The sequence below is a fragment of the Mycobacterium pseudoshottsii JCM 15466 genome, from assembly GCF_003584745.1.
Taxonomy (GTDB): Bacteria; Actinomycetota; Actinomycetes; order Mycobacteriales; family Mycobacteriaceae; genus Mycobacterium; species Mycobacterium marinum.
Genome location: NZ_AP018410.1, coordinates 2,090,435 through 2,115,743 on the forward strand (window position 1 = coordinate 2,090,435; position 25,309 = coordinate 2,115,743).

Here is a 25,309-nt window from a genome sequence, read left to right on the forward strand (position 1 = left end):
CGCATCCAATCGGGAAAGCGCTGATGGCCCATGCCGACTATGGGGCACGACCACCCGAAATCAACTCTGCGCTGATGTATTTCGGCCCAGGCTCGCGATCCATGCTGGCGGCCGCGGCGGCATGGGATGCGGTCGCCTTCGAGCTCGGTGTGCTGGCCTCCGGCTATACATCGGTGATTTCCGAGCTGACGAGTGGGCCGTGGGTCGGTCCGGCGGCGGCTTCGATGGTGGGTGCGTCCGCCCCGTATGTGGCATGGTTGCGCGCCAGCGCCATCCGGGCCGAACGGACCGCCAGTCAGGCGCGGTCGGCCGCGGCCGCCTATGAGGCGGCATTCGTCATGACCGTGCCCCCGCCCGTGGTCGCGGCTAACCGGGTCTTGTTGACGACGCTCATCGTCACCAACTTCTTCGGTCAGAACACCCCGGCGATCGCGGTCACGGAGGCCCAATACGCCGAGATGTGGGCCCAGGACGCCGCCGCGATGTACGGCTACGCCGCATCCTCGGCGACCGCCACCAGGCTGACCCCCTTCGTGCCGCCGCCCGCGACGACCAACCTGCCTGGACCGCTGTGGCAAGCATCCGCGATGGGAAAAGCCGCCACCACAACCGCGGTGGCTGGCGGGTCAACGCTGTTGGCGGCGACCCGGCGACCCGTCGCCCTCCCGCGGCTCGCGGCGTTGGCGCAATGGCTCGAAGCGCACCTGCCCGGCATCACGCCCGCCGAAAGGACCACGGTGGTCCGGCTGTTGGGGCAAAGCTACTTCGCCCTGGGGATTGCGCAGTTTTCCACATCGATAGCGCTGCAAGCCATTCCCGGGACCGCCAGTGGCGCCGGGGGCTCGGGATCCTCTGTCGTTGACAACTGGGGGTCGATGCTGCACGGCGCCCATGGCGGGGCCGCCGCGGAGTTCGAGGAGGATTTGGGCACGCTGACCCGCCCGGTGTCGGCGGCAATGGGCAAGGCGCGGTTGACGGGATCCCTGTCGACGCCGAGCAGTTGGGGTGCTGGGGTTCGAGAATTCGCCAACGCCGCCGCCGATGAGCAGCTCGACCTGGCCGGCTCGGTGGCGAGTGCGAAGTCGAACGCATACCTGCAGGGCATGCCGATGACAGCGGCCTGCAGGAATACCGCCGTGGCGGAGCAGAAATACGGATTCCGCTATCGGGTGATGCAACGCACTCCTGCTGGCGGGTAGCGGGGTCGAGCGGACCCATGGTGCCTATCGTGGAGGTATGTGCCGGAACATCACCGAACTGCGCGGGCTGGAGCCGCCGGCCACTGCCCAGGAAATCGCGGCCGCGGCGCGCCAGTATGTGCGCAAAGTCAGCGGGATCACCCATCCCTCGGCTGCCAACGCGGAAGCGTTTGAAGCCGCGGTCGCCGAAGTCACTGCGACCACGACACGGTTGCTCGCCGGGCTAGCCCCCCGGCGGCAGCCGCCAAAGACGGTTCCGCCGTAGCGCCGACCAGAGGTGGTGGCGCGGTTGGCGGGCTCGCAATCGCCATGACGCCCGCGCTGAAGGAGTGGAGCGCCGCGGTGCACGCGCTACTGGACGGGCGCCAGAAGGTGCTGCTGCGCAAGGGGGGGCATCGGTGAGAAGCGATTCGAGGTTGCGGCGCAAGAGTTTTTGCTGTTTCCGACGGTGGCGCACAGCCACACCGAGCGGGTTCGACCCGAGCACCGGGATCTACTGACCGCCGCCGCTGCCGATAGCACCGACGACCACCTGCTGATCCGTGCGGCAGCGAAAGTTGTTGCCGCACTGCCCGTCAACCGTCCGGAGGGGCTGGGAGAAATCGAGGATCTGCACATCTGGACCGCAGAGTCGGTACGGTCCGAGCGGCTCGACTTCCGGCCCAAACACAAGCTTGCCGTGCTGGTGGTGTCGGCGATCCCGCTCGCCGAGCCCGTGCGGGTGCGCCGCGTTCCGGAGTTCGGGGGGTGCACCAGTTGGGTCCGGTTGCCGATTGCGCCGAGCAACGCGGCACCGGTGCACGACGAGGCGCTGCTATCGCAGGTCGCTGCCCGCGTCCGTGATGCCGTCGGCTGACTAGCCGGCGCCTGAAACCCGCAACGTCAACTCCGATCGGTTACCACCAATTCACGCAATCCGACATGTTGCTGCGCTGGCCCGGTGACTTCCAGTTTCACGTAGCGGGCTAGCCGCGGCGGCGTAAGCTCGGTCCCCGTTTCGCTGAAATGCTCACCATCAACGGAGGTGAACAGGCGCAAGGAGCTCGGCGCAACATCAGTCCACGCCGTCGCGATCTTGGTGAGCTGCCGTGGCTGGCCCAAGTCGAAAGTGAGGGAGCCCGCGGTTCCGTTGGGCGCCCAGCTGGTCGCGTTGTTGCCGTCGACCGCAGCCTCGGCGTACCGTCCCGGCTCCTCCGATGTGGCGGTCGCGGGTCGGCACCGAGCGACATCGCTGGTCGGTGTGAGATCCGGGCGCCGGGTCTGGAGGACCAGCGGCTCTTGCGCGCTCACCACATGGTCCCCGTCCGTGGCGTGCACCGTGAATGGCTCACCGTCGCGAAGGCTGACCTGTGTGGTCTGGGGCCCGATGGCGATGTCGAAGGTGCGGCCCTGCCAATGCAGGTTGGCAACTTCCACGCCGTCGGCGAGCTGCGGCGGCAGCATCGGGTCGACGACGATGCCGTCGGCGCGCAGTCGCAGGCCGGTCAGACCGAAGGTGAACACCTGCGTGAATCCGCCGCCGCCGGTCAGGAAGCTAAACGCCGGAGGCCCTGTGCGCGCACTGCCACTGTCATCGCGAGTTTCCGAAAGCTGCGCGAATGGCGCTCTGAGGTATGGCAGCACGGAACGGTCCAGGTAGGTGTTGGTCGCACACCCCGGTTCGCCGGTGGCGGCCGCGTCGATTGCGTGCACGGCATCCGTCATGGCAGGACCGTCCGGGTTGGTGCGCGGTGCGTAGAAGTCGAGGGTGTTGGTCGCGGCTTCACGTGACATCGGCCACTCCAACGGATATTGGAGCAATACGGAGTCGGCCTGCTTGATCGTGCTGTCTCGGTAGCCGTCGTACTGCATGAACACCTTGTGGCTCTGGTCGAACGGAATCCGCAGGTGTTCGGCGATCTGTTCCCATCGCGGGGGTGCCGTTTCGCCAATCAGCCGCGCCGCTTCGGTGGCGCGGGTGAGCGCCATGGCGGCGCCCGCGTTGGTGAACACGCCATCGGTGACACCGTTGCTGTACTCGTCGGGCCCGGCGACGTTGGCAACCGAGTAGCTCCCGTCACGATTGACCCGCACGCGGCCGGCCCAGTACTCGGCGACCGCCTGCAGGACCGGCCAGCCGTCGTGGCGTAGCCATTGCCGGTCGCCGGTGGCCAGGTAGTACTGCCACATGGCAAACCCGACGTCACTTTGCAGATGGTTTTGGGTCAGGCAGTGCGGCGGATCCCAGCTGTGGCAGTCGGCGTATACATCGCCGGTGTCCGCACTCGTCCACGGGTAGAAAGCGCCCTTCTCGCCGATCGATTGCGCGTTACGGCGCGCTGCCGGCAGCGTTGTCACCCGGTAATCGATGATGTTGCGCGCGATTTCGGGGTGCGCGAGCAGCAGATTCGGGTACATCCACAGCTCGGTATCCCAAAAGATCAGCCCGGCGTAGTTGTCACTGCTCAGCCCGGCCGGCGCGACGCTGCTGGCCTGACCCTCACGGATGCTGGACAGCAGGGCGTAGTTCGTTGAACGCAACGCGTCCTGCAGCTGTGGACGCCCGACAACTCGGACGTCGCTTCGCCACAGCCGCGACCACTGCTCGGCATGCGTCGCGAACACATTGCCCCAACCGCGCTCGGCCGCATCCCGGGAGAACCGCACCGCGGTCGAGGCATCTCGGCGCCTGGTGTCCACGCCCACGAACTTTGCGAATTCGTAGGTGTGACCCGGCTCGACTTGGAAATCGACGGCATGCTCAGCGGTCAGACCGTCGGCGCGGTGGTGGTGTTCGCGCACCTTTGCTGACGGACCGGCCTGCAGCGTTGACGCGACCGCGCCGTTCACACCCACCCCGTCGGTGGAAAAGCCGACATGAATGGTGTTTTCGTCGGCACCAGACCCGGTCGGCTGTACCCGCCGTGCTCCGGCCCCATCGATTCGGTCGACGACCTGAGCCGGTCCGCTCCAGTGCGGCGTCATCTTCAGGCGCACCGCCCCGACGTGCGGGTTCGCTCGATCGGCCAGCACCTGGTACTCCAGGTCCGTCGCACGCCCGTCTGGTGTCGTCCACGTCAACGACGTGCGCAGTAGCCCGCACCTGACGTTGAGCGTCTGCCGAAAATTCGACACCTGCTTCGGGGACACATCGGGCGAGTACTTGTGGGCGCCTTGCTGTACCTCCAACGTCGACCACGTGGGTATCGCCGCGATGGCACGCCGGGGCACGGAGCTCTGCTTGGTCGGAGCCACGGAGTACAAGCCCGCGGTGAAAGCGCCGTCGAAACGCGGTGTGAAGAGGGGGAATCCGGTCTCCTCACCGGTCTGCGCATACCCCATGCCCGCCGGCGGCACTTGTTGCGACAGGTAGCCGTTGCCGACGAAGGCGTGCCGGCCATACGAGTTGTCGAACTCGTCAGACGTGAACTCCCAACCTGGTCCACCATCGCAGCGATCGGCCGCTGCCGGGGTCGCCTGGCTCGGTGCCACGGCGGAAGCGGTCAGCATCCCGGCTGCAACAACGGTGCAGAATCGGGTTAAGAGCCGACCGCGGCGCGCTCGAGTCTGAAACGCCGGGGTCACATCGGCCCGGTGGGCATTCTGGTCGGCCTTCACGTGAGCGAACCCCCAGGTGAACGTCGTGCGCCCGGCACGGTGGGCCGTTCGACTCCGAAGTCGGCTGCGCTGAGGGCGGATCGCGCGGCGGTGGGCACCACAGCGCCCGCGCCGCCCAGCGAACAACTGGTCAATACCTCGATCATGTAACGCACCAAATCGTCAATAGTTCCATCATGGGTGGGCTTGACCCCGTCCAATCGGTACGGGTCCGGCGGCTTGCGCCGTGTGAGCAAGTCGGTCTTGAACTCGACGGGAGCCGAGCATACCCAGAGCCGGTCGCGGACGCGAACCACACAGGCAGCGCGGGTCTGCACCCCAGCCAAATCGCGCGACGCTGCAATCAATGACGGGCAGATATCCCAAATGCTATGGAAAGCAGTGCTATTGAGGTGCAGAGGCGGAAACTGCCGGCTCCAGATTTTGCTGACCGACCGTGCCGCGGCGGAGGAGTTCAGGGATGCTAGCGCCCGCGTTGGGCGCTCATTGATCGTTGACGTGCTGCACTGCGCTACTGCGCATTTCAATCCGCGGTCGGCGCATCTCCGGGCCAAGCCCGTCGAGCCGCCATTTCGGCTCTCTCGGCCGAATCGCATTGACTGCCAGGCTAATTCGTCTCAATCGCAGATCCCGTGCGGACGCGTCATTCGGGTGATTCGTCGCTGCCCGCGTCCGTGATGTCGTTGGCTGACTGGTCGACACCCAGCAGCAGCCGCGACTGGCCGAAGTACACCGAGTGGGTGGCCGGTTGCACCTGCCGTCCGGTCAGGGTCGGCTCGTCGGTGCCCAGGTGGCGGGCATAACGCGGGAACCAGCTGCCCGCAATCAAGACGCGAATACGCGAGCCGGCCTTGAAGCGGTGAGCGATCGGATCGAGTTCGATGCGGACCGTTTCGGGCGCGTCGCCCAGTCGCTGGTAACCGTCACTGACGTTGCGGGATCGCCCGTTGCTGTCGACCTCACTGATCCGGACAAACACGTCGACGTTGGGATTGTCCGAGCTGTGGGTCAACTCGATCACCGGGTGCCCGTGAATCCACAGATCATGGGTCAGCGCGGAGCCGGTAAAGGTGAGCACGTCATTGCGTGACGCGAGCCGACTGTCGTTGCGATAGCCGGCTTTGGAGGACAACAGCGGGCCGCCGATGGTCGGGGTGGGATCGGTGGGGTCGTAGCGGAACGTTGCCGGTGTCGTTGCGTCGGGCGGCGCGATCTCGCTGAGGCGGCCGGTGGGGTGCAGGTAGAGCTCATGGTCAGTGGTTTTCGGCGGCCAGTCCGAAAGGTGGCGCCAGCCCTCGCCGGTCACGTAGACGCGAACCGCGTCGGGCCGGCGCAACTCGGCCGTGCCGCCCAGGTGGGTGTCGAGCCAGTCCAACGTCTCTTGTGCGCTGACGGCCAGCCCTTTGCTGAGTAGCTGCGAGTGAGTCCAGGGGCCGATGGTCAGCGCGACGTCCACGCCGCGGTCGCGCAGATGCCGATACTGCTGCAACGTTTGTTGCACAAAGACGTCTTGCCAACCGCCGACCAGAAGTATCGGAACCTGCACCCGGTCCAATGCGTCCGGGGAGCGCATCCGGTCCCAAAACGGATCGCTGTGGTCGGTGTGCTCGAGCCACGATTCGAACCACGGCGCCCCCGTACCGAGCAGCGTCCTGGCCGATTCACCCATCGGTAATTCGGCCGCCGCTCGCGCCACCCGGCGCGGGGCGGTCAGTTGGCGGATTCCGGTCCGGATGCGCACCGGATCCTCCTGGCGGGCGACCAACTCGCTCCAGCCCAGGAAGTCGTTGATGGCAAACGAGCCGGTGCCCCAGACCGAGGACCGCAAGTCGTGGGGGCCCGCGGTGATCACCGCCGCGGCCAGCTCCGGAGGCGGATCCTGCAACAACGCCCACTGGGTGAACCCCAGGTAGGACACCCCGATGGTGGCGAACCGGCCGGTGAACCAGGGCTGCCGGCGCAGCCACTCGACGGTGTCCGCGCCGTCGGCCGCCTCGTTGACCATTGGCTCGAACTGCCCGGCGGACCCGAAGGTTCCCCGCACGCTCTGCAGCACGACGTGGTAGCCGCGGGCGGCATACAGGCGGGCGAACACCAACGAGAACGGAAATCCGCGCCCGTAGGGTCCGCGGACCAGCACGGTCCCGGCAGGTCGCGACGTAGTGGGGCAGTAGTGGTCGGCCACCAGGTGGACACCGTCGCGCATCGGGACTCCGACGCGGCTCACGGTGTAGCGAGTGGTCGCGCGCGGTAGGCCCAATAAGCCGCCGAGAGCGCCGCCGGCCGCGCTGCCGCCGACTCGTTTGGTCAAGGCGCGCAGCGTGGGCTGCCCGACGTCGGTTGAAGTGATGCTCATATCCCCAGGTTAGCCACGCTCGCTAGCGGAGCTAGAAAACGTAGTAGGGGGCAAGTTCATTTGCCCGCTGCAGGTTGGTTGCCTGGCAGTCGACATCGGGCTCGGAGTAGACGGTGGAGTAGTAGAGCGACTGCTGGATCACCCCGTAGCTGGTTTTGAAGGTGACCATGCAGGAGGAGAACCAGAAGCTGTTGTGATAGGTCGGCTTCATCACCCAGTACTGAGCCGCCCGGTGGCCCGCGATAGTGGTCTCGATGGCATCCGGCGGCAGGGTCTGAGCGTAGGTGCGCCAGACGATCGTTTCGACGGCCATCTGGTAGTTGCCCGCATCGAAGTGGCACCGCAACCCATCCTCGTGTTCAGGCGGCGTGTAGGCCAGACCGAGTCGCTGCACGGCGTCGAACGGGATGTCTTCGCACGCGTCGAACGGGCGTACGTTGTTGGTCTCCACGATCGGGCTCTTCATCGTGCTCGACAGCGGCGCGGTGGTTGAGCGCAGATCGATGTTTTCGCCTCTGGTGGGGGCCGGCGCGACGCCCTGCCAGCCGATCACCGCCGCTGCGACCAGTGCGCCAAGCGCTCCGGCCAGACGCACTTTGGTAAGCACGACACCCCCTGCCTTTGGGCGGTCCCTTTGCCCGGAGTGTACAAGTCGGCTCCGCGCCGCCACAGTCAAACGAGAACTTGTTCTAGTCCGGGGGGTTGATTTCTTGGTGGCCAACTCGAGCGTGGCGCAGCTCGAATTTCGCCCTGACCCGCGATGAAGTGCGCTTGGTGGCGCCCAGTGCAAGAATGTCTGGGTGTTTGAGATCAACCCGGAGCAATGGGTGCGCTCAGCGGCGCATGTCACCGGGCAGGGGGAGGACTTGGCGGCCGGACATTTGTCGTCCGATCATCGGATCCAGGCCGCTCAGTCCGGGTGGCAGGGCGCGTCGGCGCTGGCTCTCAATGCCGCCATGGACGACTGGTTGGAAATGTCGAGGGCGTTGTTGAGCAGAATCGGCGATCATGCACGCGGCCTGCATCAAGCCGCCGTCGCGCATGCGGCGGCGGAGGAGGAGCGGGCCCGCGCGCTCGCCCAAGTGGGCGTTGGTTTTGATCGATGTCGCTGACGGTCGCCGATATCGATCGGTGGGACGCGCAAGCGGTTCGGGAGGTGTTCCACGCGGCCACCGCCCGAGTCCAGGTGAGCTTGGAGGTGTCGCGTCAGCTGGCCACGCTGTCGATTTTTGCCAACTCCCGTGGCAAGACCGCCGAGGCTGCCGCGCATCAGAACGCGGGACTTCGCCGCGATCTCGACGCCCACGGTAATGAAGCGTTGGCAGTTGCGAGGGCGGCGGATCGGGCCGCTGATGGGATTGTGAAGGTCCAATCGGAGTTGGCCGCGTTGCGCAATGCCGCCGCGGCCGCCGAACTGCAGATCGATGCGCTGAGCAGCCGGGTGGTGCCGATTGCGGGCTTGCGCCACACCGAGTCCGAATGGGCGCGGGTGCTTGCCAAGCAAGCCGAGCTGCAGGCTGACCTGGGGGCGATTGTGGTTGAGGCGAACACCATCGACGAGGAATTGGCGTCAGCGGTCAACATGGCCGACGGTGATTCGCCCATCCCGGCCGAGGCCGGTGCGCCGGTCGGACCCGAGGGACTGACACCGACTCAGCGGGCCAGCGATGCCAACGAGGAGCTGTTGCGTGAGGAACGCGCCAAGCTGCGAGCCCGGATTGGGCAGTTGCAGGGGCGCTATGACCAGCTGGCGGCGCGGGCCGCCAGCGACTACAACAACGGCATCCTCGACAGCGATGCGATGGGCCAGCTCGCCGCCCTTGGCGATCAGCTGACCGCCGCCAAGGGCCGGCTGGGCGATCTAGATGCTGTTGATCAGGCACTGCGAAACGCCCCGGAAACCTACCTGGCCCAGTTGCGGGTTCCGGACGACCCGCACCAGCAGGTGCTGGCTGCGGTGGCTGTGGGTAATCCGGACACCGCAGCCAATGTTTCGGTGACCGTGCCCGGAGTCGGTTCCACCACCCGGGGCACCCTGCCGGGCATGGTCACAGAGGCGCGGAATCTACAAAGCGAAGAAATGCGGCAGTTGAAGAATGCCGGCAAACCGACGTCGGTCGCCGCGATCGCCTGGATGGGCTATGAGCCGCCCCCCAACCCGCTCGACACCGCAACTGCGGGTGACCTGTGGCAGACCATGACCGATGGGCAGGCACGTGCGGGCGCCGGCGATTTGTCCAGGTATTTGCAGCAGGTGCGCGCCAATAACCCCTCCGGCCACCTCACCGTGTTGGGGCACTCCTATGGCTCGTTGACGGCGTCGCTGGCCCTGCAGGACCTCAACGCCCATGGCGCGCATCCCGTCAACGATGTCGTGTTCTACGGTTCACCCGGCCTGGAGCTCTACAGCCCGGCTCAACTGGGACTCGAGCACGGGCATGCTTATGTCATGCAGGCGCCGCACGATTTGATCACCGGCGTGGTGGCCCCGCTGGCCCCGCTGCACGGTTGGGGGCCGGACCCGTATCTGACTCCCGGCTTGACGGAGTTGTCGTCACAGGCCGGTTTCGATCCCGGTGGGATCTGGCGGGACGGGGTGTATGCCCATGGTGATTATCCGCGAGTCTTCCAAGATGCCGCCGGGCAGCCACAGCTGCGGATGTCGGGCTATAACCTGGCGGCGATCGCCGCTGGGCTGCCGGACAATAAGGTCGGCGCGCCGTTGCTTCCGCCGGTTCTGGGCGGCGGGATGCCGGCAGCGCCCGGCCACGTATTGGCGGGAGGGCATTGATGCGGTGGCGGCTGGTGGGGTTGTTGGCGCTGGTTTGTGTGCTGGTGCTGGGGTGCGGTTCCAGTGGTTCTGGTGGTCTTGGGCGTGGTGGTGAGCAGGAGGGCCCGTTCAGTCCGGAGAAGGTTGCTGAACTGGAGAACCCGTTGCGGGCCAAGCCTTCGTTGGAGGCGGCCAAGGATCAGTACCGCGCGGCGGTGACCCGGATGGCCGATGCGATCGCGGCTCTGGTGCCGGGGTTGACCTGGTCGATGGATGTGGACAGCTGGAATCATTGCGGTGGCGAGTACGTCTGGACCAACGCCAAAATGGCGTATTTCATGGTCGGATTCAGCGGGCCGATTCCCGACGACAAGTGGCCGCAGGCTGTTCGGATTGTCAAAGATGGTGGGCAGCAGTTCGGCGCCATCACCTTTGGGGTGATGAAGGACAAGCCGGGTGACCATGACGTCTACCTCGCTGGGCACGGGGGCGTCGAGTTCAAACTGGGCACCCAGGTGGCCTCATCGCTCACGGCGCAGTCGGACTGCCGGATCAGTGAAACCGACACACCCAGCCCACCGCCGCCCCCGTAGCCGGTTGCCGGACGGTGCTTGTCGGCGCCTGCCGCAGCGGTGTGAAGGGGGGTATTGATGCGGTGGCGGCTGGTGGGGTTGCTGGCGCTGGTTTGTGTGCTGGTGCTGGGATGTGGTTCCAGTGGTTCTGGTGGTCTTGGGCGTGGTGGTGAGCAGGAGGGCCCGTTGAGTCCGGAGAAGGTTGCTGAACTGGAGAACCCGTTGCGGGCCAAGCCTTCGTTGGAGGCGGCCAAGGATCAGTACCGCGCGGCGGTGACCCGGATGGCCGATGCGATCGCGGCTCTGGTGCCGGGGTTGACCTGGTCGATGGATGTGGACAGCTGGAATCATTGCGGTGGCGAGTACGTCTGGACCAACGCCAAAATGGCGTATTTCATGGTCGGATTCAGCGGGCCGATTCCCGACGACAAGTGGCCGCAGGCTGTTCGGATTGTCAAAGATGGTGGGCAGCAGTTCGGCGCCATCACCTTTGGGGTGATGAAGGACAAGCCGGGTGACCATGACGTCTACCTCGCTGGGCACGGGGGCGTCGAGTTCAAACTGGGCACCCAGGTGGCCTCATCGCTCACGGCGCAGTCGGACTGCCGGATCAGTGAAACCGACACACCCAGCCCACCGCCGCCCCCGTAGCCGGTTGCCGGACGGTGCTTGTCGGCGCCTGCCGCAGCGGTGTGAAGGGGGGTATTGATGCGGTGGCGGCTGGTGGGGTTGCTGGCGCTGGTTTGTGTGCTGGTGCTGGGATGTGGTTCCAGTGGTTCTGGTGGTCTTGGGCGTGGTGGTGAGCAGGAGGGCCCGTTGAGTCCGGAGAAGGTTGCTGAACTGGAGAACCCGTTGCGGGCCAAGCCTTCGTTGGAGGCGGCCAAGGATCAGTACCGCGCCGCGGTGACCCGGATGGCCGATGCGATCGCGGCCCTGGTGCCGGGGTTGACCTGGTCGATGGATGTGGACAGCTGGAATGGGTGTGGAGGCGATTACGAGTGGACCAGGGCCAGAACGGCGTATTTCATGGTCGGATTCAGCGGGCCGATTCCCGACGACAAGTGGCCGCAGGCTGTTCGGATTGTCAAAGATGGTGGGCAGCAGTTCGGTGCCACCACCTTTGGGGTGATGAAGGACAAGCCGGGTGACCATGACGTCTACCTCGCTGGGCACGGGGGCGTCGAGTTCAAACTGGGCACCCAGGTGGCCTCATCGCTCACGGCGCAGTCGGACTGCCGGATCAGTGAGACCGACACACCCAGCCCACCGCCGACCCCTTAGCCTGGGGCCTTGAACCCCGCCGCTGCGCCCGAGGTGTGCGGGACCCAAGGATTTCGTCTCCACTTCACCGGGTCGTTAGGCTGGTGAGTCGTGACAGGACACGAATCGACCGGCGGGGCGCAGCCGACGTTGTGGGCTGTCTCCGATCTGCACACCGGTCATATGGGCAACAAGCCGGTCACCGAGTCGCTGTACCCCTCCTCGCCAGAGGACTGGCTGATCGTCGCCGGCGACGTTGCCGAGCGCACCGACGAGATTCGTTGGTCGCTGGACTTGCTGCGGCGGCGATTCGCAAAGGTGATCTGGGTGCCCGGAAACCATGAGCTTTGGACCACCACCCGCGATCCGATGCAGATTTTTGGCCGGGCGCGCTATGACTACCTGGTCAACATGTGCGACGAAATGGGCGTGGTGACACCCGAGCACCCCTTCCCGGTATGGACCGAACGGGGTGGCCCGGCCACCATCGTGCCGATGTTCTTGCTGTACGACTACTCGTTTCTGCCCAGCGGCGCGACCACCAAAGCCGAGGGTATGGCCATCGCCAAGCAACGCAATGTGGTGGCCACCGACGAATTCCTGCTCTCGCCCGAGCCCTATGCCACCCGGGATGCCTGGTGCCGCGAGCGGGTTGCCGCTACCCGCGCCCGTCTCGAACAGCTCGACTGGATGCAGCCCACCGTGCTGGTGAATCACTTCCCGCTGCTGCGCGAACCGTGTGACGCGATGTTCTACCCGGAATTCTCGATGTGGTGTGGAACCACTAAGACGGCCGACTGGCATACCCGCTACAACGCGCTGTGTTCGGTCTACGGCCATCTGCACATCCCGCGCACCACATGGCATGACGGCGTGCGCTTTGAAGAGGTGTCGGTGGGCTACCCGCGGGAATGGCGTCGACGCAAGCCCTACAGCTGGCTGCGTCAGGTGTTGCCGGACCCCCAGTACGCGCCGGGGTACCTCAACGACTTCGGCGGTCATTTCGTGATCACTCCGGAGATGAGGGCGCAGGCCACCAAGTTCCGGGAAAGACTGCGGCAGCGGCAGGAGCGGTGACAATCAGCATGTTGGTGTCGTCGGTTCTACCCGGCACCGTGGTCGATGATCTGGCGTATGCGGAGCTGTACTCGGACCCGCCCGGCCTGGTGCCGCTGCCCGAAGAGGAACCACTGATCGCCAGGTCGGTTGCCAAGCGGCGCAACGAGTTCATCACCGTCCGCCACTGTGCTCGCGTCGCGTTGGGCGACCTCGGTGTGCCGCCGGTGCCGATTCTCAAGGGCGACAAGGGGCAACCGTGCTGGCCCGACGGCGTGGTGGGTAGCCTCACCCACTGCTCGGGCTACCGCGGTGCCGTGGTCGGTCGCAGCGCCGCGGTGCGTTCGGTGGGCATCGACGCCGAACCGCATGACGTGTTGCCCAACGGCGTGCTCGATGCGATCAGCCTGCCCGAAGAGCGCGACGAGATACCGTCGGCAATGCCGGACGGCCTGCACTGGGACCGAATACTGTTCTGCGCCAAGGAAGCAACCTACAAAGTATGGTTTCCGCTGACCAATCGGTGGCTGGGATTCGAGGACGCGCACATCACGTTCGAGGCCGACGACTCGGGGCGGACCGGCCGCTTTGTCTCCCGCATCTTGATCGATCCGAGTGCGCTGTGGGGCCCGCCCCTGACGACACTTCACGGTCGATGGTCGGTTGAGCGCGGGCTGGTGCTGACCGCGATCGTGCTATGAGCCGGCAGAACGCCGGTCCCGGCTTTGGCCCGGGCATCGTTGTGGTCGACAAGCCGGGCGCAATGACCAGCCACGACGTGGTTGGGCGCTGCCGCAGGATCTTTGGCACCCGCCGGGTCGGCCACGCGGGAACCCTGGACCCGATGGCCACCGGTGTGCTGGTGATCGGCATCGAGCGTGCCACCAAGATCCTTGGCCTGCTGACCGCCACGTCGAAGTCGTACGCCGCCACCATCCGGTTGGGCCAGACGACCTCCACCGAGGACGCCGAAGGCGAGCCGCTGGCCTCGGTGTCCGCCGAACATGTCGCACCCGAGGCAATCGCGGCGGCGATCTTGGATTTGACTGGCGACATCAGACAAGTTCCGTCGGCGGTCAGCGCGATCAAGGTGGACGGCCGGCGCGCGTATCAACTGGCCCGGGAAGGCCAGACGGTCGAGCTTGCGGCGCGCCCGGTGCGCATCGACCGATTCGAGCTGATGGATCTTCGGCGCGGCGCCGATGTGATCGATATCGACGTCGAAGTCGACTGCTCGTCAGGGACCTACATCCGCGCCCTGGCGCGCGATCTTGGTGCGGCGCTCGATGTGGGCGGCCATTTGACGTCGCTGCGGCGCACTCGCGTTAGTCACTTCGACCTGTCCCAGGCCGCGTCACTCGACGAGCTGGCCGAGCGGCCGGCGCTGAGCCTGACCCTCGATCAGGCCTGCCTGCTGATGTTTCCGCGCCGCGACCTCACCGTCGACGAATCTCAGTCCGTGGGCAACGGTCGTCCCCTTGAACCGGCCGGAATCGACGGCATCTACGCCGCCAGCGATGCCGATGGCCGGGTGATTGCGCTGTTGCGCGACGAGGGGCGCCGCACCAAGTCGGTGGTGGTGATCCGCCCGGCGACGATGTAGGGGACCCGCCCCTAAAGTCGATGCGGCCGGGTTGCACACTGTGCAAGAGGGGTCGTTCCGGCCTTTCAGCCGCTAAGGGGGGCCTGGAAGGGTAGTAGGGGTAAAGATGCCTAACAACGGGTCGAACAGGGTTTTTGTCATCGGCGTCGGCATGACGAAGTTTGAGAAGCCGGGTTGTCGTGAAGGCTGGGATTATCCCGACATGGCGCGCGAGTCGGGAACCAACGCGCTCAATGACGCCGGCATCGAGTACCGCGAAGTCGAGCACGCCTACGTCGGCTATGTCTATGGAGAGTCGACGTCGGGTCAGCGGGCGGTCTACGAGCTGGGTATGACGGGCATTCCGGTCGTCAACGTCAACAACAACTGCTCCACCGGTTCCACCGCGTTGTTCCTGGCGGCACAGGCGATCCGCGGCGGACTCGCCGACTGCACCGTCGCGCTGGGCTTCGAGAAGATGAAGCCGGGCTCGCTGTCCTCGTCCTACGACGACCGCACGCAACCGATGGACAAACACGTCAAGGCGCTGGCCCAAATAGCCGAATTCGCGTTTCCGGTGGCTCCCTGGATGTTTGGGGCCGCCGGACGCGAACACATGCAGCAGTACGGCAGCACGGCCGAGCACTTCGCCAAGATTGGCTTCAAGAACCACAAGCATTCGGTCAACAACCCGTTCGCGCAGTTCCAGGAGGCCTACACGCTCGACGACATCCTGGCGTCGCGGATGATCTACGAACCACTCACCAAGCTGCAGTGTTCGCCGACCTCAGACGGCTCGGGGGCGGCGATCCTGGCGTCGGAATCCTTCGTCGACAGCCACGGGCTGGCCGGGCGAGCGGTCGAGATCGTCGGCCAGGCCATGACCACCGACTTCGCGTCGACCTTCGACGGCAGCGCCAAGAACCTCATCGGATACGACATGAATGTTCAAGCGGCACAGCGCGTTTACCAACAATCTGGACTTGGCCCCGAAGACTTTCAAGTGATCGAGCTGCACGACTGCTTCTCGGCCAACGAGTTGTTGCTCTACGAAGCGCTGGGCCTGTGTGGCCAAGGTGAGGCGCCCAAACTGATCGACAACGGCGACACCACCTACGGCGGACGTTGGGTGGTCAACCCTTCGGGTGGGCTGATCTCCAAGGGGCATCCGCTCGGTGCGACCGGTCTGGCCCAGTGCTGCGAACTCACCTGGCAGCTTCGTGGCACCGCCGACAGGAGGCAGGTCGACAACGTCACGGCCGCGCTACAGCACAATATCGGGCTCGGTGGCGCCGCCGTGGTCACCGCCTACCAGCGCGCCGAACGCTGAGCGGCGAGCGGGCGGCGAGGCGGCTCCGATGATCGAGTGGTCCGACACAGATCTGATGATGCGCGACGCGGTTCGTCAATTCATCGACAGGGAGATTCGGCCAAATCTGGATGAACTGGAAACCGGTGCGCTATCGCCGTATCCGATCATGCGCAAGCTGTTCAGTCAGTTCGGTTTGGATGTGCTGGCCGCCGAATCGGTCAAGTCGATATTGGACGCCGAGCGCGCCAACCAAGGCGAAAAGCGGCACCGAACCAGCGGTTCGGGTGGCCTGGGGCCCCAGGCGTCGATGGGCCGCGGTGCTGGTGTCCGAGCTCGCCGGAGTCAGCATCGGCTTGCTGAGCACGGTCGCGGTGAGCCTTGGATTGGGCGCGGCGACCATCATGAGCCGCGGCACGCTGGCGCAGAAGCAGCGCTGGTTGCCCGAGTTGATGACGCTGGAAAAGATCGCGGCCTGGGCGATCACCGAGCCGGATTCCGACTCGGATGCGTTCGGCGGCATGAAGACTCACGTCAAACGTGACGGCGCCGACTACATCCTCAACGGTCAGAAGACTTTCATCACCAACGGTCCTTACGCCGACGTGTTGTTGGTGTACGCCAAACTCGACGAGGCCGGAGCCACGTCCTCGGACCGGCGGGACCGGCCGGTACTCATCTTTGTGCTCGAATCGGGTATGGCAGGCCTCACGCAAGGCAAGCCATTCAAGAAAATGGGCATGATGTCCTCGCCGGCCGGTGAGTTGTTCTTCGACAACGTGCGGCTGACTCCGGACCGTCTGCTCGGCGAGAGTGAACACCACGGCGACGGTGACGGACGTGAGAGCGCCCGTGCCAATTTCGCCGTGGAACGTCTCGGGGTGGCGCTGATGGCGCTGGGCATCATCAACGAATGTCACCGATTGTGCGTGGACTACGCAAAGACTCGTACGTTGTGGGGCAAGAACATCGGGCAGTTCCAACTGATCCAGCTCAAGCTGGCCAAGATGGAGGTGGCCCGAATCAACGTCGAGAACATGGTCTTTCAGACACTCGAGAAGTTCAAGGCGGGCAGGGAACCGACACTGGCCGAAGCGTCGGCGATCAAGCTGTACTCCTCCGAAGCCGCCACCGACGTCGCGATGGAGGCCGTCCAGTTATTTGGCGGCAACGGCTACATGGCCGAGTACCGGGTGGAACAGCTTGCGCGCGATGCAAAGTCGCTGATGATCTATGCCGGAAGCAATGAGGTCCAGGTAACTCACATCGCCAAGGGCCTTCTTGGCTGAGGTCGGATCAGACCGATCAGGCCACCACCCAGATCGCTCGCGCCGCGGGGCTCCCCAAATCGACCGTGTTCGCGGCGCCGTCGGCCGATTCGATCGCCACCGAGATCATGCCGGCGAACTCACGCCGGGTCAGGACCCGCAGCTGCGAGTCGAGGTTGATCCCGACACTGTCGAAATACCGCAGCATCTCCGGGTCGGCATCGGATATGCGTGCCACGGTCGCGGTGTCACCATCCCGACAGGCCCACAGCTGGCGGGCCGGTGGGGTGGGCACTTGCCCGTCGGAGGCGGGAATGGGATCACCATGGGGATCCCGCCGCGGGAAGCCCAGCTTCGCGTCGATCCGGGCCACCAGGCGATCCGATACCGCGTGCTCGAGCACCTCGGCCTCGTCGTGCACCTCATCCCAGCCGTAGCCGAGCTCATTGACCAGGAAGGTTTCCAAGAGCCGGTGCCGGCGCACCATCGTCAGCGCGGCTCGCCGCCCCGAGTCGGTCAGGGTCACTGCACCGTACTTTTCGTGGTCGACCAAGCCCTGCTCGGCTAGTTTGCGTATCGACTCCGAAGCGGTGCTGGCCGACACGCCGATCTTCTCCGCCAGCATCTTGGTGCTGACCCTTTCCCGCGACCACTCCTGCGCCGCCCAAATGACTTTCAGATAGTCCTGGGCAACCGTGGTGAGACCGCCAGGCTCCTCGTCAGCCCTCACAAGGAGAAAGTTTAGGCAACCCACGCCTGATCGGCGGTCCAGCCCGCCAAACGAGCGTGTCCCGGTGGACCCCGATGACCGTCCGAGCGCGCGCCGAACCCGCTCGGACAGTGCCGGCAAGACCCGCCAACCCCAGCGATGCTGTACGCCGCGGTCCCATCGCGCCGTAGGCTTGCGGTTGTGCAGCGGTGGCGTGGCCAGGACGAGATCCCCACGGACTGGGGCAGGTGCGTGCTCACCGTCGGGGTATTCGACGGTGTGCACCGCGGGCATGCCGAGTTGATCGCGCACGCCGTGAAGGCCGGCAGGGCGCGCGGCGTGCCGACCGTGATGATGACCTTCGATCCACACCCGATGGAAGTGGTCTACCCCGGCAGCCACCCGGCGCAGCTGACGACGCTGACCCGTCGCGCTGAATTGGTCGAAGAGCTGGGCATCGACGTGTTCCTGGTGATGCCGTTCACCACCGATTTCATGAAGCTCACACCGGATCGCTTCATCCACGAACTGCTGGTCGAGCACCTGCACGTGGTCGAGGTCGTGGTCGGTGAGAACTTCACCTTCGGCAAGAAGGCGGCCGGCAGCGTCGACACCCTGCGCCACGCCGGCGAGCGATTCGGGTTCGCCGTGGAGGCCATGTCGCTGGTGTCCGAGCACCACAGCAACGAGACCGTGACGTTCTCGTCCACCTACATCCGGTCGTGTGTGGACGCCGGTGATGTCATGGCGGCCACCGAAGCCCTGGGCCGCCCGCATCGTGTCGAGGGCGTCGTGGTCCGCGGCTACGGGCGTGGCGCCGAACTGGGGTTCCCCACCGCTAACGTTGCGCCGCCGATGTATTCGGCCATACCGGCCGACGGGGTCTACGCCGCCTGGTTCACCGTCCTGGGACACGGCCCGGTGACCGGCGCGGTCATACCGGGGGAGCGTTACCAGGCGGCCGTCTCGGTCGGGACCAACCCGACGTTCTCCGGACGCACCCGCACGGTCGAGGCGTTTGTCCTGGACACCGCCGCGGACCTCTACGGTCAGCACGTGGCGCTGGACTTTGTTGCCCGCATCCGAGGCCAGAAGAAATTCGCTTCCGTGCCCGAATTGGTCGCCGAGATCGGGGCGGATACCGAACGGACCCGGGTCCTGCTGTCGACCGGCTGACCCGCGGCGTTTGTGTCTGTCGGCCACACCGCTGCTAGACTGCCCGACGACATCGGCGCGTGCTGCGGTTCGCGGTGGCCGCGCCGGCTAATCCCTGATCGCGGACCAATTGATGGAGATGTTTCGTGGCGCTGACTGCCGAGCAGAAAAAGGAAATTCTGAATTCCTACGGTCTTCATGAGACCGACACCGGATCCCCGGAGGCGCAGATTGCGCTGCTGACCAAGCGGATCTCTGACCTCACCGAGCACCTCAAGGTGCACAAGCACGACCACCACTCGCGGCGTGGACTGCTGCTCCTGGTGGGGCGCCGGCGCCGGCTGATCAAGTACATCTCCCAGATCGATGTGCAGCGCTATCGCTCGCTCATTGAGCGTCTGGGCCTGCGTCGCTGACCCCCGGCGCGATGCGCGCCTTGTTCTTGGCCGTGCTGATGGTTCTGGCGGTGCCGGCATCCGGCGTCTTGGTGGGTTGCTCGTCAACCACCAAGGCCGCCGACCTGGCGGTGGGTGACTGCCTCAAACTTGCCGGACCGCCGGACCGGCCGCAGGCCACCAAGGCTGCGTGCGGCAGCGAGGACTCCAACTTCAAGGTCGTTGCCGTCGCCAAGGATGGGACCGACCACACGGAGTGCCCGGCCGACGTGGATTCGTCGTACTCCAGCCGCAACGTGCTGGGCGGCGCAAACAGCACCCTGTGCCTGGACGTCGACTGGGTGCTGGGCAGTTGTATGAGTGTCGACCCGGACCACAAGACCGACCCGTTTCGAGTGGGCTGCAACGACGCGTCGGCGCCGCACCGGCAACGGGCCACCCAGATTCTCCAAGATGTCGCATCCCCGGTCACCGTGGATCAGTGCGCCAGCGGTGTGGGCTACACCTACACCGAACGGCGGTTCGTTGTCTGTGTGGAGGACGTCGGCGGCAGTTCCCAGACGTAGTGGGTGAGTTTGATCGTTCCATCAGGAGAATTTGATCGTTCCATCAGGAGAAGTTGATGCCCTTCCCGGTCGCTGAGAAGTACATCCTCGACACCGAGGAGAAGCTCGGAGTTACCTTCCCCGCGGCGTTCCGGGCGAAGATGATGGCCGATAACGGTGGGGCTGTCGAGACGTCGTCGGACGTCTGGGACTTGCACCCCTTCTTCGACACGAGCGACAAACAGCGGCTGAAGCGGACCTGCAATGACATTGTCCGCGAGACGGCAAGCTCCAAGGAATGGTTCGGCTTTCCGGTCAACGCCGTCGCCATTGGGGCCAACGGTTGCGGCGACCGGCTCGTCTTGTTGCCTGGTGTGAATGGTTCGGCATTGCGCGACGAGGTCTTCTGCTGGGACCACGAGTTGGGCGAGCTCGAGAAGGTCGCCGACGATTTCACGGAACTGGAATTGGCTTAGAACCGGAGCCCTCGATAATCGTCGACAGGTTCCCATCATGGCCGGGCATCGTGGCGAATTGGCCGGTGTACAGTGAGGAAGTTCTGGGCCCATTCGGCCCAGGCACTGTGGTGCGGTTCACGCAGATCCGCGTGCGCCGTTCCAGCGAGTCGCTACGTATGTCCGAGGGAGCAGCCCTGCCTGTATCGGGCGGTCTTCGGTAGTGGCTGCCGGGCACCCCGGATCTGGGGAAAGTCCGGCCGCTTCGATCGACGGCCGTAGCCGCATCCAGGCCGGCCCATCTGGGTCCGCGAGGAGTCCTGCAAACTCATCGGGTTGCGTGTGACGCCGCGAAACAGCTGAATAACCCAGAGAGGGCCGCACGGACGTTATGTCTGTAGCTGAAACTGAAGAAGGCGTGTTCGAAGCAACCGCCACCATCGACAACGGGAGCTTCGGCACCCGCACCATCCGTTTCGAGACTGGCCGATTGGCCCAGCAGGCTGCCGGCTCGGTGGTCGCATACCTCGACGACGAGAACATGTTGCTGTCGGCGACCACCGCCAGCAAGAACCCCAAAGAGCATTTCGACTTCTTTCCGCTGACCGTCGATGTCGAAGAGCGGATGTATGCCGCCGGCCGCATCCCCGGTTCGTTCTTCCGTCGTGAGGGCCGCCCCTCCACCGATGCGATCCTGACCTGCCGGCTCATCGACCGCCCGCTGCGGCCGTCGTTCGTCAACGGACTGCGCAACGAGATCCAGGTCGTGGTGACGATCCTGAGCCTGGACCCCAACGACCTGTACGACGTGGTGGCGATCAACGCCGCGTCGGCCTCGACCCAACTGGCCGGGCTGCCGTTCTCCGGTCCCGTCGGGGGCGTGCGGGTGGCCCTCATCGACGGCCAGTGGGTCGCATTCCCCAACGTCGAGCAGCTCGAGCGCGCCGTGTTCGACATGGTGGTTGCCGGACGGATTGTCGGCACCGAGGAAGACGGCACGCCCGACGTCGCGATCATGATGGTCGAGGCCGAGGCCACCGACAAGGTCATCGAGCTGGTTGAGGGTGGCGCCCCGGCGCCGACCGAGAGCGTGGTCGCGCAGGGTCTGGAAGCGGCCAAGCCGTTCATCGCGGCGCTGTGCACCGCGCAGCAGGAGCTGGCCGACGCATCTGGGGCCACCGCCAAGACCGGTGCCGAATATCCGGTGTTCCCCGAATACGGCGACGACGTCTACTACGCGGTGTCCTCGGTGGCTACCGATGGACTGGCCGCGGCGTTGACCATCGGTGGTAAGGCCGAACGAAACCAGCGCACCGAGGAAATCAAGGCCGAGGTGCTCGAACGGCTGGCCGACACCTACGAGGGCCGGGAAAAAGAGATCGGCGCCGCGTTTCGCTCGCTGACCAAGAAGCTGGTACGGCAGCGCATCGTCACCGATCACTTCCGCATCGACGGCCGCGGCATCACCGACATCCGCGCATTGTCGGCCGAAGTCGCCCTGGTTCCGCGGGCCCACGGCAGCGCGCTATTCGAGCGCGGTGAGACCCAGATTCTCGGCGTGACCACGCTCGACATGGTCAAGATGGCGCAGCAGATCGACTCGCTGGGGCCGGAGACCACCAAGCGGTACATGCACCACTACAACTTCCCGCCGTTCTCCACTGGTGAGACCGGCCGGGTCGGTTCGCCCAAGCGACGGGAGATCGGGCACGGTGCGCTGGCGGAGCGGGCGCTGATGCCGGTGCTGCCCAGCGTTGAGGAATTCCCGTACGCCATTCGCCAGGTATCCGAAGCGCTGGGTTCCAACGGCTCGACCTCGATGGGGTCGGTGTGCGCTTCGACGCTGGCGCTGCTCAACGCCGGCGTGCCGTTGAAGGCGCCGGTGGCCGGTATCGCCATGGGCCTGGTGTCCGACGATGTCGAGGTGGACGGCAAGACCGAGCGCCGTTTCGTCACCTTGACCGACATCCTGGGCGCCGAAGACGCGTTCGGTGACATGGACTTCAAGGTCGCCGGAACCAAGGACTTCGTCACTGCACTGCAGCTGGACACCAAGCTCGATGGGATCCCGTCGCAGGTTCTGGCCGGTGCGCTGGCCCAGGCGAAGGATGCGCGCCTGACCATCCTCGAGGTCATGGCCGAGGCCATTGACACGCCCGACGAGATGAGCCCGTACGCGCCTCGGGTGACCACCATCAAGGTTCCGGTGGACAAGATCGGTGAGGTGATCGGGCCCAAGGGCAAGGTCATCAACTCGATCACCGAGGAGACCGGCGCGCAAATCTCCATCGAGGACGATGGCACCGTGTTCGTCGGCGCCACCGACGGGCCGTCGGCTCAGGCTGCCATCGACAAGATCAACGCCATCGCCAACCCGCAACTGCCTACCGTTGGTGAGCGGTTCCTGGGCACGGTGGTCAAGACGACCGACTTCGGTGCCTTTGTGTCGCTGCTGCCCGGTCGCGATGGCCTGGTGCACATCTCCAAGCTGGGCAAGGGCAAGCGCATCGCCAAGGTCGAGGACGTCGTCAATGTCGGCGACAAGCTGCGGGTGGAGATCGCCGACATCGACAAGCGCGGCAAGATCTCGCTGGTGTTGGTGGCCGAGGACGACGATTCAGCCGCTGCGGCGGCCGCCGATTCCCCGGCGCCGGCCGATGCCGCCACGGCAAGCAGCTGACCCTGCGGCCGTCCCGGCACTGCGCCGCACCACACTGCCGGGCGGTCTGCGGGTCGTCACCGAATACCTGCCTGCGGTGCGCTCCGCGTCGGTCGGGGTCTGGGTAGGGGTCGGGTCGCGGGACGAGGGCACGACGGTGGCCGGTGCCGCGCACTTCCTCGAGCACCTGCTCTTCAAGTCGACCCCGACCCGCACCGCGGTGGACATCGCTCAGGCGATGGACGCCGTCGGTGGGGAGCTCAACGCGTTCACCGCCAAGGAGCACACCTGCTACTACGCGCACGTGCTCGACAACGACCTAGAGCTGGCCGTGGAACTGGTGGCCGACGTGGTGCTCAACGGACGCTGCGCCGCCGACGATGTCGAGCTGGAACGTGACGTCGTTCTCGAGGAGATCGCGATGCGCGACGATGACCCCGAGGACGCACTGGCGGACATGTTCTTGACGGCCATGTACGGTGACCATCCGGTCGGCCGGCCGGTGATCGGCAGTACGCAATCCGTCTCGGCGATGACGCGAGCCCAGCTGCACTCGTTTCACATGCGCCGCTACACACCGGATCGGATGGTCGTCGCGGTAGCCGGCAATGTCGACCACAACCAGGTGGTCGGGTTGGTGCGCGAGCACTTCGGGCCACGCTTGGTCCGCGGCCGCCGGCCCGTCGCCCCGCGCAAAGGCACGGGCCGGGTCAACGGCACCCCGCAGCTGGTGCTGGCGGACCGGGAAGCCGAACAGACCCACGTGTCGTTGGGAGTCCGCACGCCCGGACGTGGCTGGGAGCACCGCTGGGCTTTGTCGGTGCTGCATACCGCGCTCGGCGGCGGATTGAGCTCGCGGCTGTTCCAGGAGATCCGCGAGTCCCGCGGTCTTGCCTATTCGGTCTATTCGGCGCTGGACATCTTCGCTGACAGTGGAGCGCTGTCGGTGTATGCCGCCTGTCTTCCGGAACGTTTCGCCGAAGTGATGCGCGTGACCAGAGAGGTGCTGGAGGCGGTGGCACGCGACGGCATCACCGAGTCCGAATGCCGTATTGCCAAGGGTTCGCTGCGTGGCGGGCTGGTGCTGGGGCTAGAGGATTCCAGCTCGCGAATGAGCCGCATCGGCCGCAGCGAATTGAACTACGGCAAGCACCGCGCTATCGAACACACTTTGCAGCAAATCGATCGGGTCACGGTCGACGAGGTCAACGCACTGGCCCGCCGGCTGCTGGTGAAACGATACGGCGCCGCGGTTCTCGGCCCGTATACCTCGAAACGACAGCTGCCGCAACAACTTCGAGCGATGGTAAATTAGGTCGATGGTACTGGGTTTCTGGGACATCGCGGTACCCATCGTGGGTGCTCCGATGGCGGGCGGCCCAGGAACCCCGGCCTTGGCCGCGGCCGTGTCGAACGCGGGCGGGCTGGGCTTCGTCGCTGGCGGGTATCGGACCGCCGACCAGTTCGCCGATGACATCTCCGCTGCGCGGGCCGCCACCACCGGCCCGATCGGAGCCAATATCTTTGTGCCCCAGCCCAGCGTCGCCGACTGGTTGCAGCTGGAGTACTACGCAGAAGAACTCGCGGAGGTCGCCGAGTACTACCACGTCGAGGTGGGACAACCCATTCACGGTGATGACGACGAGTGGGAACGCAAGCTCGAAGTCGTGGCCGACATTCGTCCGGAGCTGGTGTCGTTCACCTTCGGTGCGCCGCCGCCCGATGTGGTCCGCCAGCTCAGTGCGCTGGGTTTGTTGGTTTCGGTCACGGTGACGTCGGCTTATGAGGCCGGGGTGGCCATCGCGGCCGGCGCTGACAACCTGGTGGTTCAGGGCCCCGGCGCGGGCGGGCATCGCGGTACGTTCGCGCCGGATACGGAGCCGGGCGAGGAGTCCCTGCACCAACTACTCGATCACATCGGCCGTACCCACGATGTGCCGCTGATCGCGGCGGGCGGTCTTGGTACCGCCGACGAAGTGGCAGCCGTGCTGCGCAGGGGAGCGGTTGCTGCACAGGTGGGGACGGCGCTGTTGCTTGCTGATGAAGCGGGTACCAGCTCGGTGCACCGAGTTGCCCTGAAGAACCCGGAGTTCGACTCCACGCTAGTCACCCGTGCTTTCTCCGGCCGCTATGCGCGAGGGCTGGCGAACAACTTCACTCGACTGCTTGACCGGGTCGCGCCGCTCGGCTATCCGGAGGTCAATCAGATGACCAAGCCCATCCGGGCGGCGGCGATCGAGGCGGACGACCCCCACGGAACAAACCTGTGGGCGGGGACGGCCTACCGGGCGGCCCAGGCGGGACCGGCGGCCGACATCGTTGCCGCCCTGGCGCCGGACGTGTGGTCGCTGTAGGTCCGGCCCAACGGCCCCCGACGCGACACTGGCCACCTGCATGGTGGGCAGGTGGCCAGCGTCGGTTG

General features: G+C 65.6%; 22 protein-coding genes and 2 pseudogenes. 20 read left to right on the forward strand and 4 right to left on the reverse strand.

Going from position 1 to position 25,309, the window contains the following annotated elements:
* The first annotated feature begins 23 nt into the window (after positions 1-23).
* The 3 genes and pseudogenes from MPSD_RS09450 to MPSD_RS09460 all read left to right on the forward strand — a co-directional run bounded on the left by MPSD_RS09450 (position 24) and on the right by MPSD_RS09460 (position 2,055).
* On the forward strand, positions 24-1,199 hold the full coding sequence (locus MPSD_RS09450; protein ID WP_086085786.1) for a PPE family protein: 1,176 nt from the start codon (positions 24-26) through the stop codon (positions 1,197-1,199).
* A 37-nt stretch (positions 1,200-1,236) separates the two neighbouring features.
* Positions 1,237-1,464 carry a DUF2277 family protein gene (locus tag MPSD_RS09455; protein WP_020788045.1) on the forward strand — a complete coding sequence of 76 codons (228 nt, stop codon included), beginning with the start codon at positions 1,237-1,239 and terminating at the stop codon, positions 1,462-1,464.
* A gap of 44 nt (positions 1,465-1,508) precedes the next feature.
* A pseudogene (locus tag MPSD_RS09460) lies at positions 1,509-2,055 on the forward strand (DUF1802 family protein).
* A gap of 26 nt (positions 2,056-2,081) precedes the next feature.
* Here the strand turns inward: MPSD_RS09460 and MPSD_RS09465 are convergent.
* From MPSD_RS09465 to MPSD_RS09480, 3 genes are all read right to left on the reverse strand, one after another.
* Positions 2,082-4,688, reverse strand: coding sequence for a discoidin domain-containing protein (locus MPSD_RS09465; RefSeq protein WP_232022801.1), 2,607 nt, complete (start codon positions 4,686-4,688; stop codon positions 2,082-2,084).
* Between the two features lie 751 nt (positions 4,689-5,439).
* Complete coding sequence (locus MPSD_RS09475; RefSeq protein ID WP_086085785.1) at positions 5,440-7,152, reverse strand: CocE/NonD family hydrolase; 1,713 nt, start codon at positions 7,150-7,152, stop codon at positions 5,440-5,442.
* A 31-nt stretch (positions 7,153-7,183) separates the two neighbouring features.
* Positions 7,184-7,759: a hypothetical protein gene (locus MPSD_RS09480; protein WP_015355268.1), complete on the reverse strand. Its 576-nt coding sequence runs from the start codon at positions 7,757-7,759 to the stop codon at positions 7,184-7,186.
* A 193-nt stretch (positions 7,760-7,952) separates the two neighbouring features.
* Between MPSD_RS09480 and MPSD_RS09485 the strand changes: the two genes are divergently transcribed.
* From MPSD_RS09485 to MPSD_RS09530, 10 genes and pseudogenes are all read left to right on the forward strand, one after another.
* A complete protein-coding gene (locus tag MPSD_RS09485; protein WP_011740170.1) occupies positions 7,953-8,264 on the forward strand; it encodes a WXG100 family type VII secretion target in 312 nt (103 codons plus the stop codon).
* Positions 8,255-9,943 carry an alpha/beta hydrolase family protein gene (locus MPSD_RS09490; RefSeq protein ID WP_020788042.1) on the forward strand — a complete coding sequence of 563 codons (1,689 nt, stop codon included), beginning with the start codon at positions 8,255-8,257 and terminating at the stop codon, positions 9,941-9,943. Before MPSD_RS09485 ends, MPSD_RS09490 begins: the two co-directional genes overlap by 10 nt.
* Complete coding sequence (locus MPSD_RS09495) at positions 9,943-10,515, forward strand: LppA family lipoprotein (RefSeq protein ID WP_119571722.1); 573 nt, start codon at positions 9,943-9,945, stop codon at positions 10,513-10,515. Before MPSD_RS09490 ends, MPSD_RS09495 begins: the two co-directional genes overlap by 1 nt.
* 57 nt (positions 10,516-10,572) lie before the next feature.
* Positions 10,573-11,145: an LppA family lipoprotein gene (locus tag MPSD_RS09500; RefSeq protein ID WP_020788041.1), complete on the forward strand. Its 573-nt coding sequence runs from the start codon at positions 10,573-10,575 to the stop codon at positions 11,143-11,145.
* Between the two features lie 57 nt (positions 11,146-11,202).
* Positions 11,203-11,775, forward strand: coding sequence for an LppA family lipoprotein (locus MPSD_RS09505; RefSeq protein WP_020788040.1), 573 nt, complete (start codon positions 11,203-11,205; stop codon positions 11,773-11,775).
* 162 nt (positions 11,776-11,937) lie between these two features.
* A complete protein-coding gene (locus tag MPSD_RS09510; RefSeq protein WP_231389696.1) occupies positions 11,938-12,831 on the forward strand; it encodes a metallophosphoesterase family protein in 894 nt (297 codons plus the stop codon).
* Positions 12,828-13,511, forward strand: a complete 684-nt coding sequence (gene pptT / locus MPSD_RS09515; RefSeq protein WP_012393710.1) for a 4'-phosphopantetheinyl transferase PptT — start codon at positions 12,828-12,830, stop codon at positions 13,509-13,511. Before MPSD_RS09510 ends, pptT begins: the two co-directional genes overlap by 4 nt.
* A complete protein-coding gene (gene truB, locus MPSD_RS09520; RefSeq protein ID WP_015355271.1) occupies positions 13,508-14,413 on the forward strand; it encodes a tRNA pseudouridine(55) synthase TruB in 906 nt (301 codons plus the stop codon). Before pptT ends, truB begins: the two co-directional genes overlap by 4 nt.
* 106 nt (positions 14,414-14,519) lie before the next feature.
* A complete protein-coding gene (locus MPSD_RS09525) occupies positions 14,520-15,722 on the forward strand; it encodes a lipid-transfer protein (RefSeq protein ID WP_020788038.1) in 1,203 nt (400 codons plus the stop codon).
* A gap of 28 nt (positions 15,723-15,750) precedes the next feature.
* Positions 15,751-16,990 (forward strand): annotated as a pseudogene (locus MPSD_RS09530) (acyl-CoA dehydrogenase family protein).
* A 16-nt stretch (positions 16,991-17,006) separates the two neighbouring features.
* On the opposite strand, the gene mntR reads toward MPSD_RS09530, so the two are convergent.
* Positions 17,007-17,699, reverse strand: a complete 693-nt coding sequence (mntR, locus tag MPSD_RS09535; protein WP_086085007.1) for a manganese-binding transcriptional regulator MntR — start codon at positions 17,697-17,699, stop codon at positions 17,007-17,009.
* A gap of 180 nt (positions 17,700-17,879) precedes the next feature.
* Between mntR and MPSD_RS09540 the strand changes: the two genes are divergently transcribed.
* From MPSD_RS09540 to MPSD_RS09570, 7 genes are all read left to right on the forward strand, one after another.
* Positions 17,880-18,854, forward strand: coding sequence for a bifunctional riboflavin kinase/FAD synthetase (locus MPSD_RS09540; RefSeq protein ID WP_012393715.1), 975 nt, complete (start codon positions 17,880-17,882; stop codon positions 18,852-18,854).
* Between the two features lie 125 nt (positions 18,855-18,979).
* The gene (gene rpsO, locus MPSD_RS09545; RefSeq protein WP_011740180.1) at positions 18,980-19,249 is read left to right on the forward strand and encodes a 30S ribosomal protein S15; all 270 of its coding nucleotides are present in this window, start codon (positions 18,980-18,982) and stop codon (positions 19,247-19,249) included.
* 11 nt (positions 19,250-19,260) lie between these two features.
* The gene (gene lppU, locus MPSD_RS09550; protein ID WP_015355276.1) at positions 19,261-19,794 is read left to right on the forward strand and encodes an LppU family putative lipoprotein; all 534 of its coding nucleotides are present in this window, start codon (positions 19,261-19,263) and stop codon (positions 19,792-19,794) included.
* A 56-nt stretch (positions 19,795-19,850) separates the two neighbouring features.
* Positions 19,851-20,249: an SMI1/KNR4 family protein gene (locus MPSD_RS09555; protein WP_012393716.1), complete on the forward strand. Its 399-nt coding sequence runs from the start codon at positions 19,851-19,853 to the stop codon at positions 20,247-20,249.
* A gap of 370 nt (positions 20,250-20,619) precedes the next feature.
* The gene (locus MPSD_RS09560) at positions 20,620-22,908 is read left to right on the forward strand and encodes a polyribonucleotide nucleotidyltransferase (protein WP_012393717.1); all 2,289 of its coding nucleotides are present in this window, start codon (positions 20,620-20,622) and stop codon (positions 22,906-22,908) included.
* Positions 22,886-24,202, forward strand: coding sequence for a M16 family metallopeptidase (locus MPSD_RS09565; protein WP_086085008.1), 1,317 nt, complete (start codon positions 22,886-22,888; stop codon positions 24,200-24,202). The genes MPSD_RS09560 and MPSD_RS09565 overlap by 23 nt, the downstream gene beginning before the upstream one ends.
* 4 nt (positions 24,203-24,206) lie before the next feature.
* Positions 24,207-25,241 carry a nitronate monooxygenase gene (locus MPSD_RS09570; protein WP_020788030.1) on the forward strand — a complete coding sequence of 345 codons (1,035 nt, stop codon included), beginning with the start codon at positions 24,207-24,209 and terminating at the stop codon, positions 25,239-25,241.
* The last annotated feature ends 68 nt before the right edge of the window (positions 25,242-25,309 follow it).

Excerpts from the sequence above, each read along its gene's own strand:
- MPSD_RS09455 (WP_020788045.1), top strand. The coding sequence starts at position 1,237 with ATGTGCCGGAACATCACCGAACTGCGCGGGCTGGAGCCGCCGGCCACT.
- MPSD_RS09505 (WP_020788040.1), top strand. The coding sequence starts at position 11,203 with ATGCGGTGGCGGCTGGTGGGGTTGCTGGCGCTGGTTTGTGTGCTGGTG.
- MPSD_RS09525 (WP_020788038.1), top strand. The coding sequence starts at position 14,520 with ATGCCTAACAACGGGTCGAACAGGGTTTTTGTCATCGGCGTCGGCATG.
- MPSD_RS09465 (WP_232022801.1), bottom strand. The coding sequence starts at position 4,688 with ATGCTGACCGCTTCCGCCGTGGCACCGAGCCAGGCGACCCCGGCAGCG.
- MPSD_RS09495 (WP_119571722.1), top strand. The coding sequence starts at position 9,943 with ATGCGGTGGCGGCTGGTGGGGTTGTTGGCGCTGGTTTGTGTGCTGGTG.
- MPSD_RS09490 (WP_020788042.1), top strand. The coding sequence starts at position 8,255 with ATGTCGCTGACGGTCGCCGATATCGATCGGTGGGACGCGCAAGCGGTT.
- MPSD_RS09570 (WP_020788030.1), top strand. The coding sequence starts at position 24,207 with ATGGTACTGGGTTTCTGGGACATCGCGGTACCCATCGTGGGTGCTCCG.
- MPSD_RS09565 (WP_086085008.1), top strand. The coding sequence starts at position 22,886 with ATGCCGCCACGGCAAGCAGCTGACCCTGCGGCCGTCCCGGCACTGCGC.
- MPSD_RS09475 (WP_086085785.1), bottom strand. The coding sequence starts at position 7,152 with ATGAGCATCACTTCAACCGACGTCGGGCAGCCCACGCTGCGCGCCTTG.
- MPSD_RS09510 (WP_231389696.1), top strand. The coding sequence starts at position 11,938 with ATGGGCAACAAGCCGGTCACCGAGTCGCTGTACCCCTCCTCGCCAGAG.
- truB (WP_015355271.1), top strand. The coding sequence starts at position 13,508 with ATGAGCCGGCAGAACGCCGGTCCCGGCTTTGGCCCGGGCATCGTTGTG.
- MPSD_RS09500 (WP_020788041.1), top strand. The coding sequence starts at position 10,573 with ATGCGGTGGCGGCTGGTGGGGTTGCTGGCGCTGGTTTGTGTGCTGGTG.
- MPSD_RS09450 (WP_086085786.1), top strand. The coding sequence starts at position 24 with ATGGCCCATGCCGACTATGGGGCACGACCACCCGAAATCAACTCTGCG.
- MPSD_RS09560 (WP_012393717.1), top strand. The coding sequence starts at position 20,620 with ATGTCTGTAGCTGAAACTGAAGAAGGCGTGTTCGAAGCAACCGCCACC.
- lppU (WP_015355276.1), top strand. The coding sequence starts at position 19,261 with ATGCGCGCCTTGTTCTTGGCCGTGCTGATGGTTCTGGCGGTGCCGGCA.
- MPSD_RS09555 (WP_012393716.1), top strand. The coding sequence starts at position 19,851 with ATGCCCTTCCCGGTCGCTGAGAAGTACATCCTCGACACCGAGGAGAAG.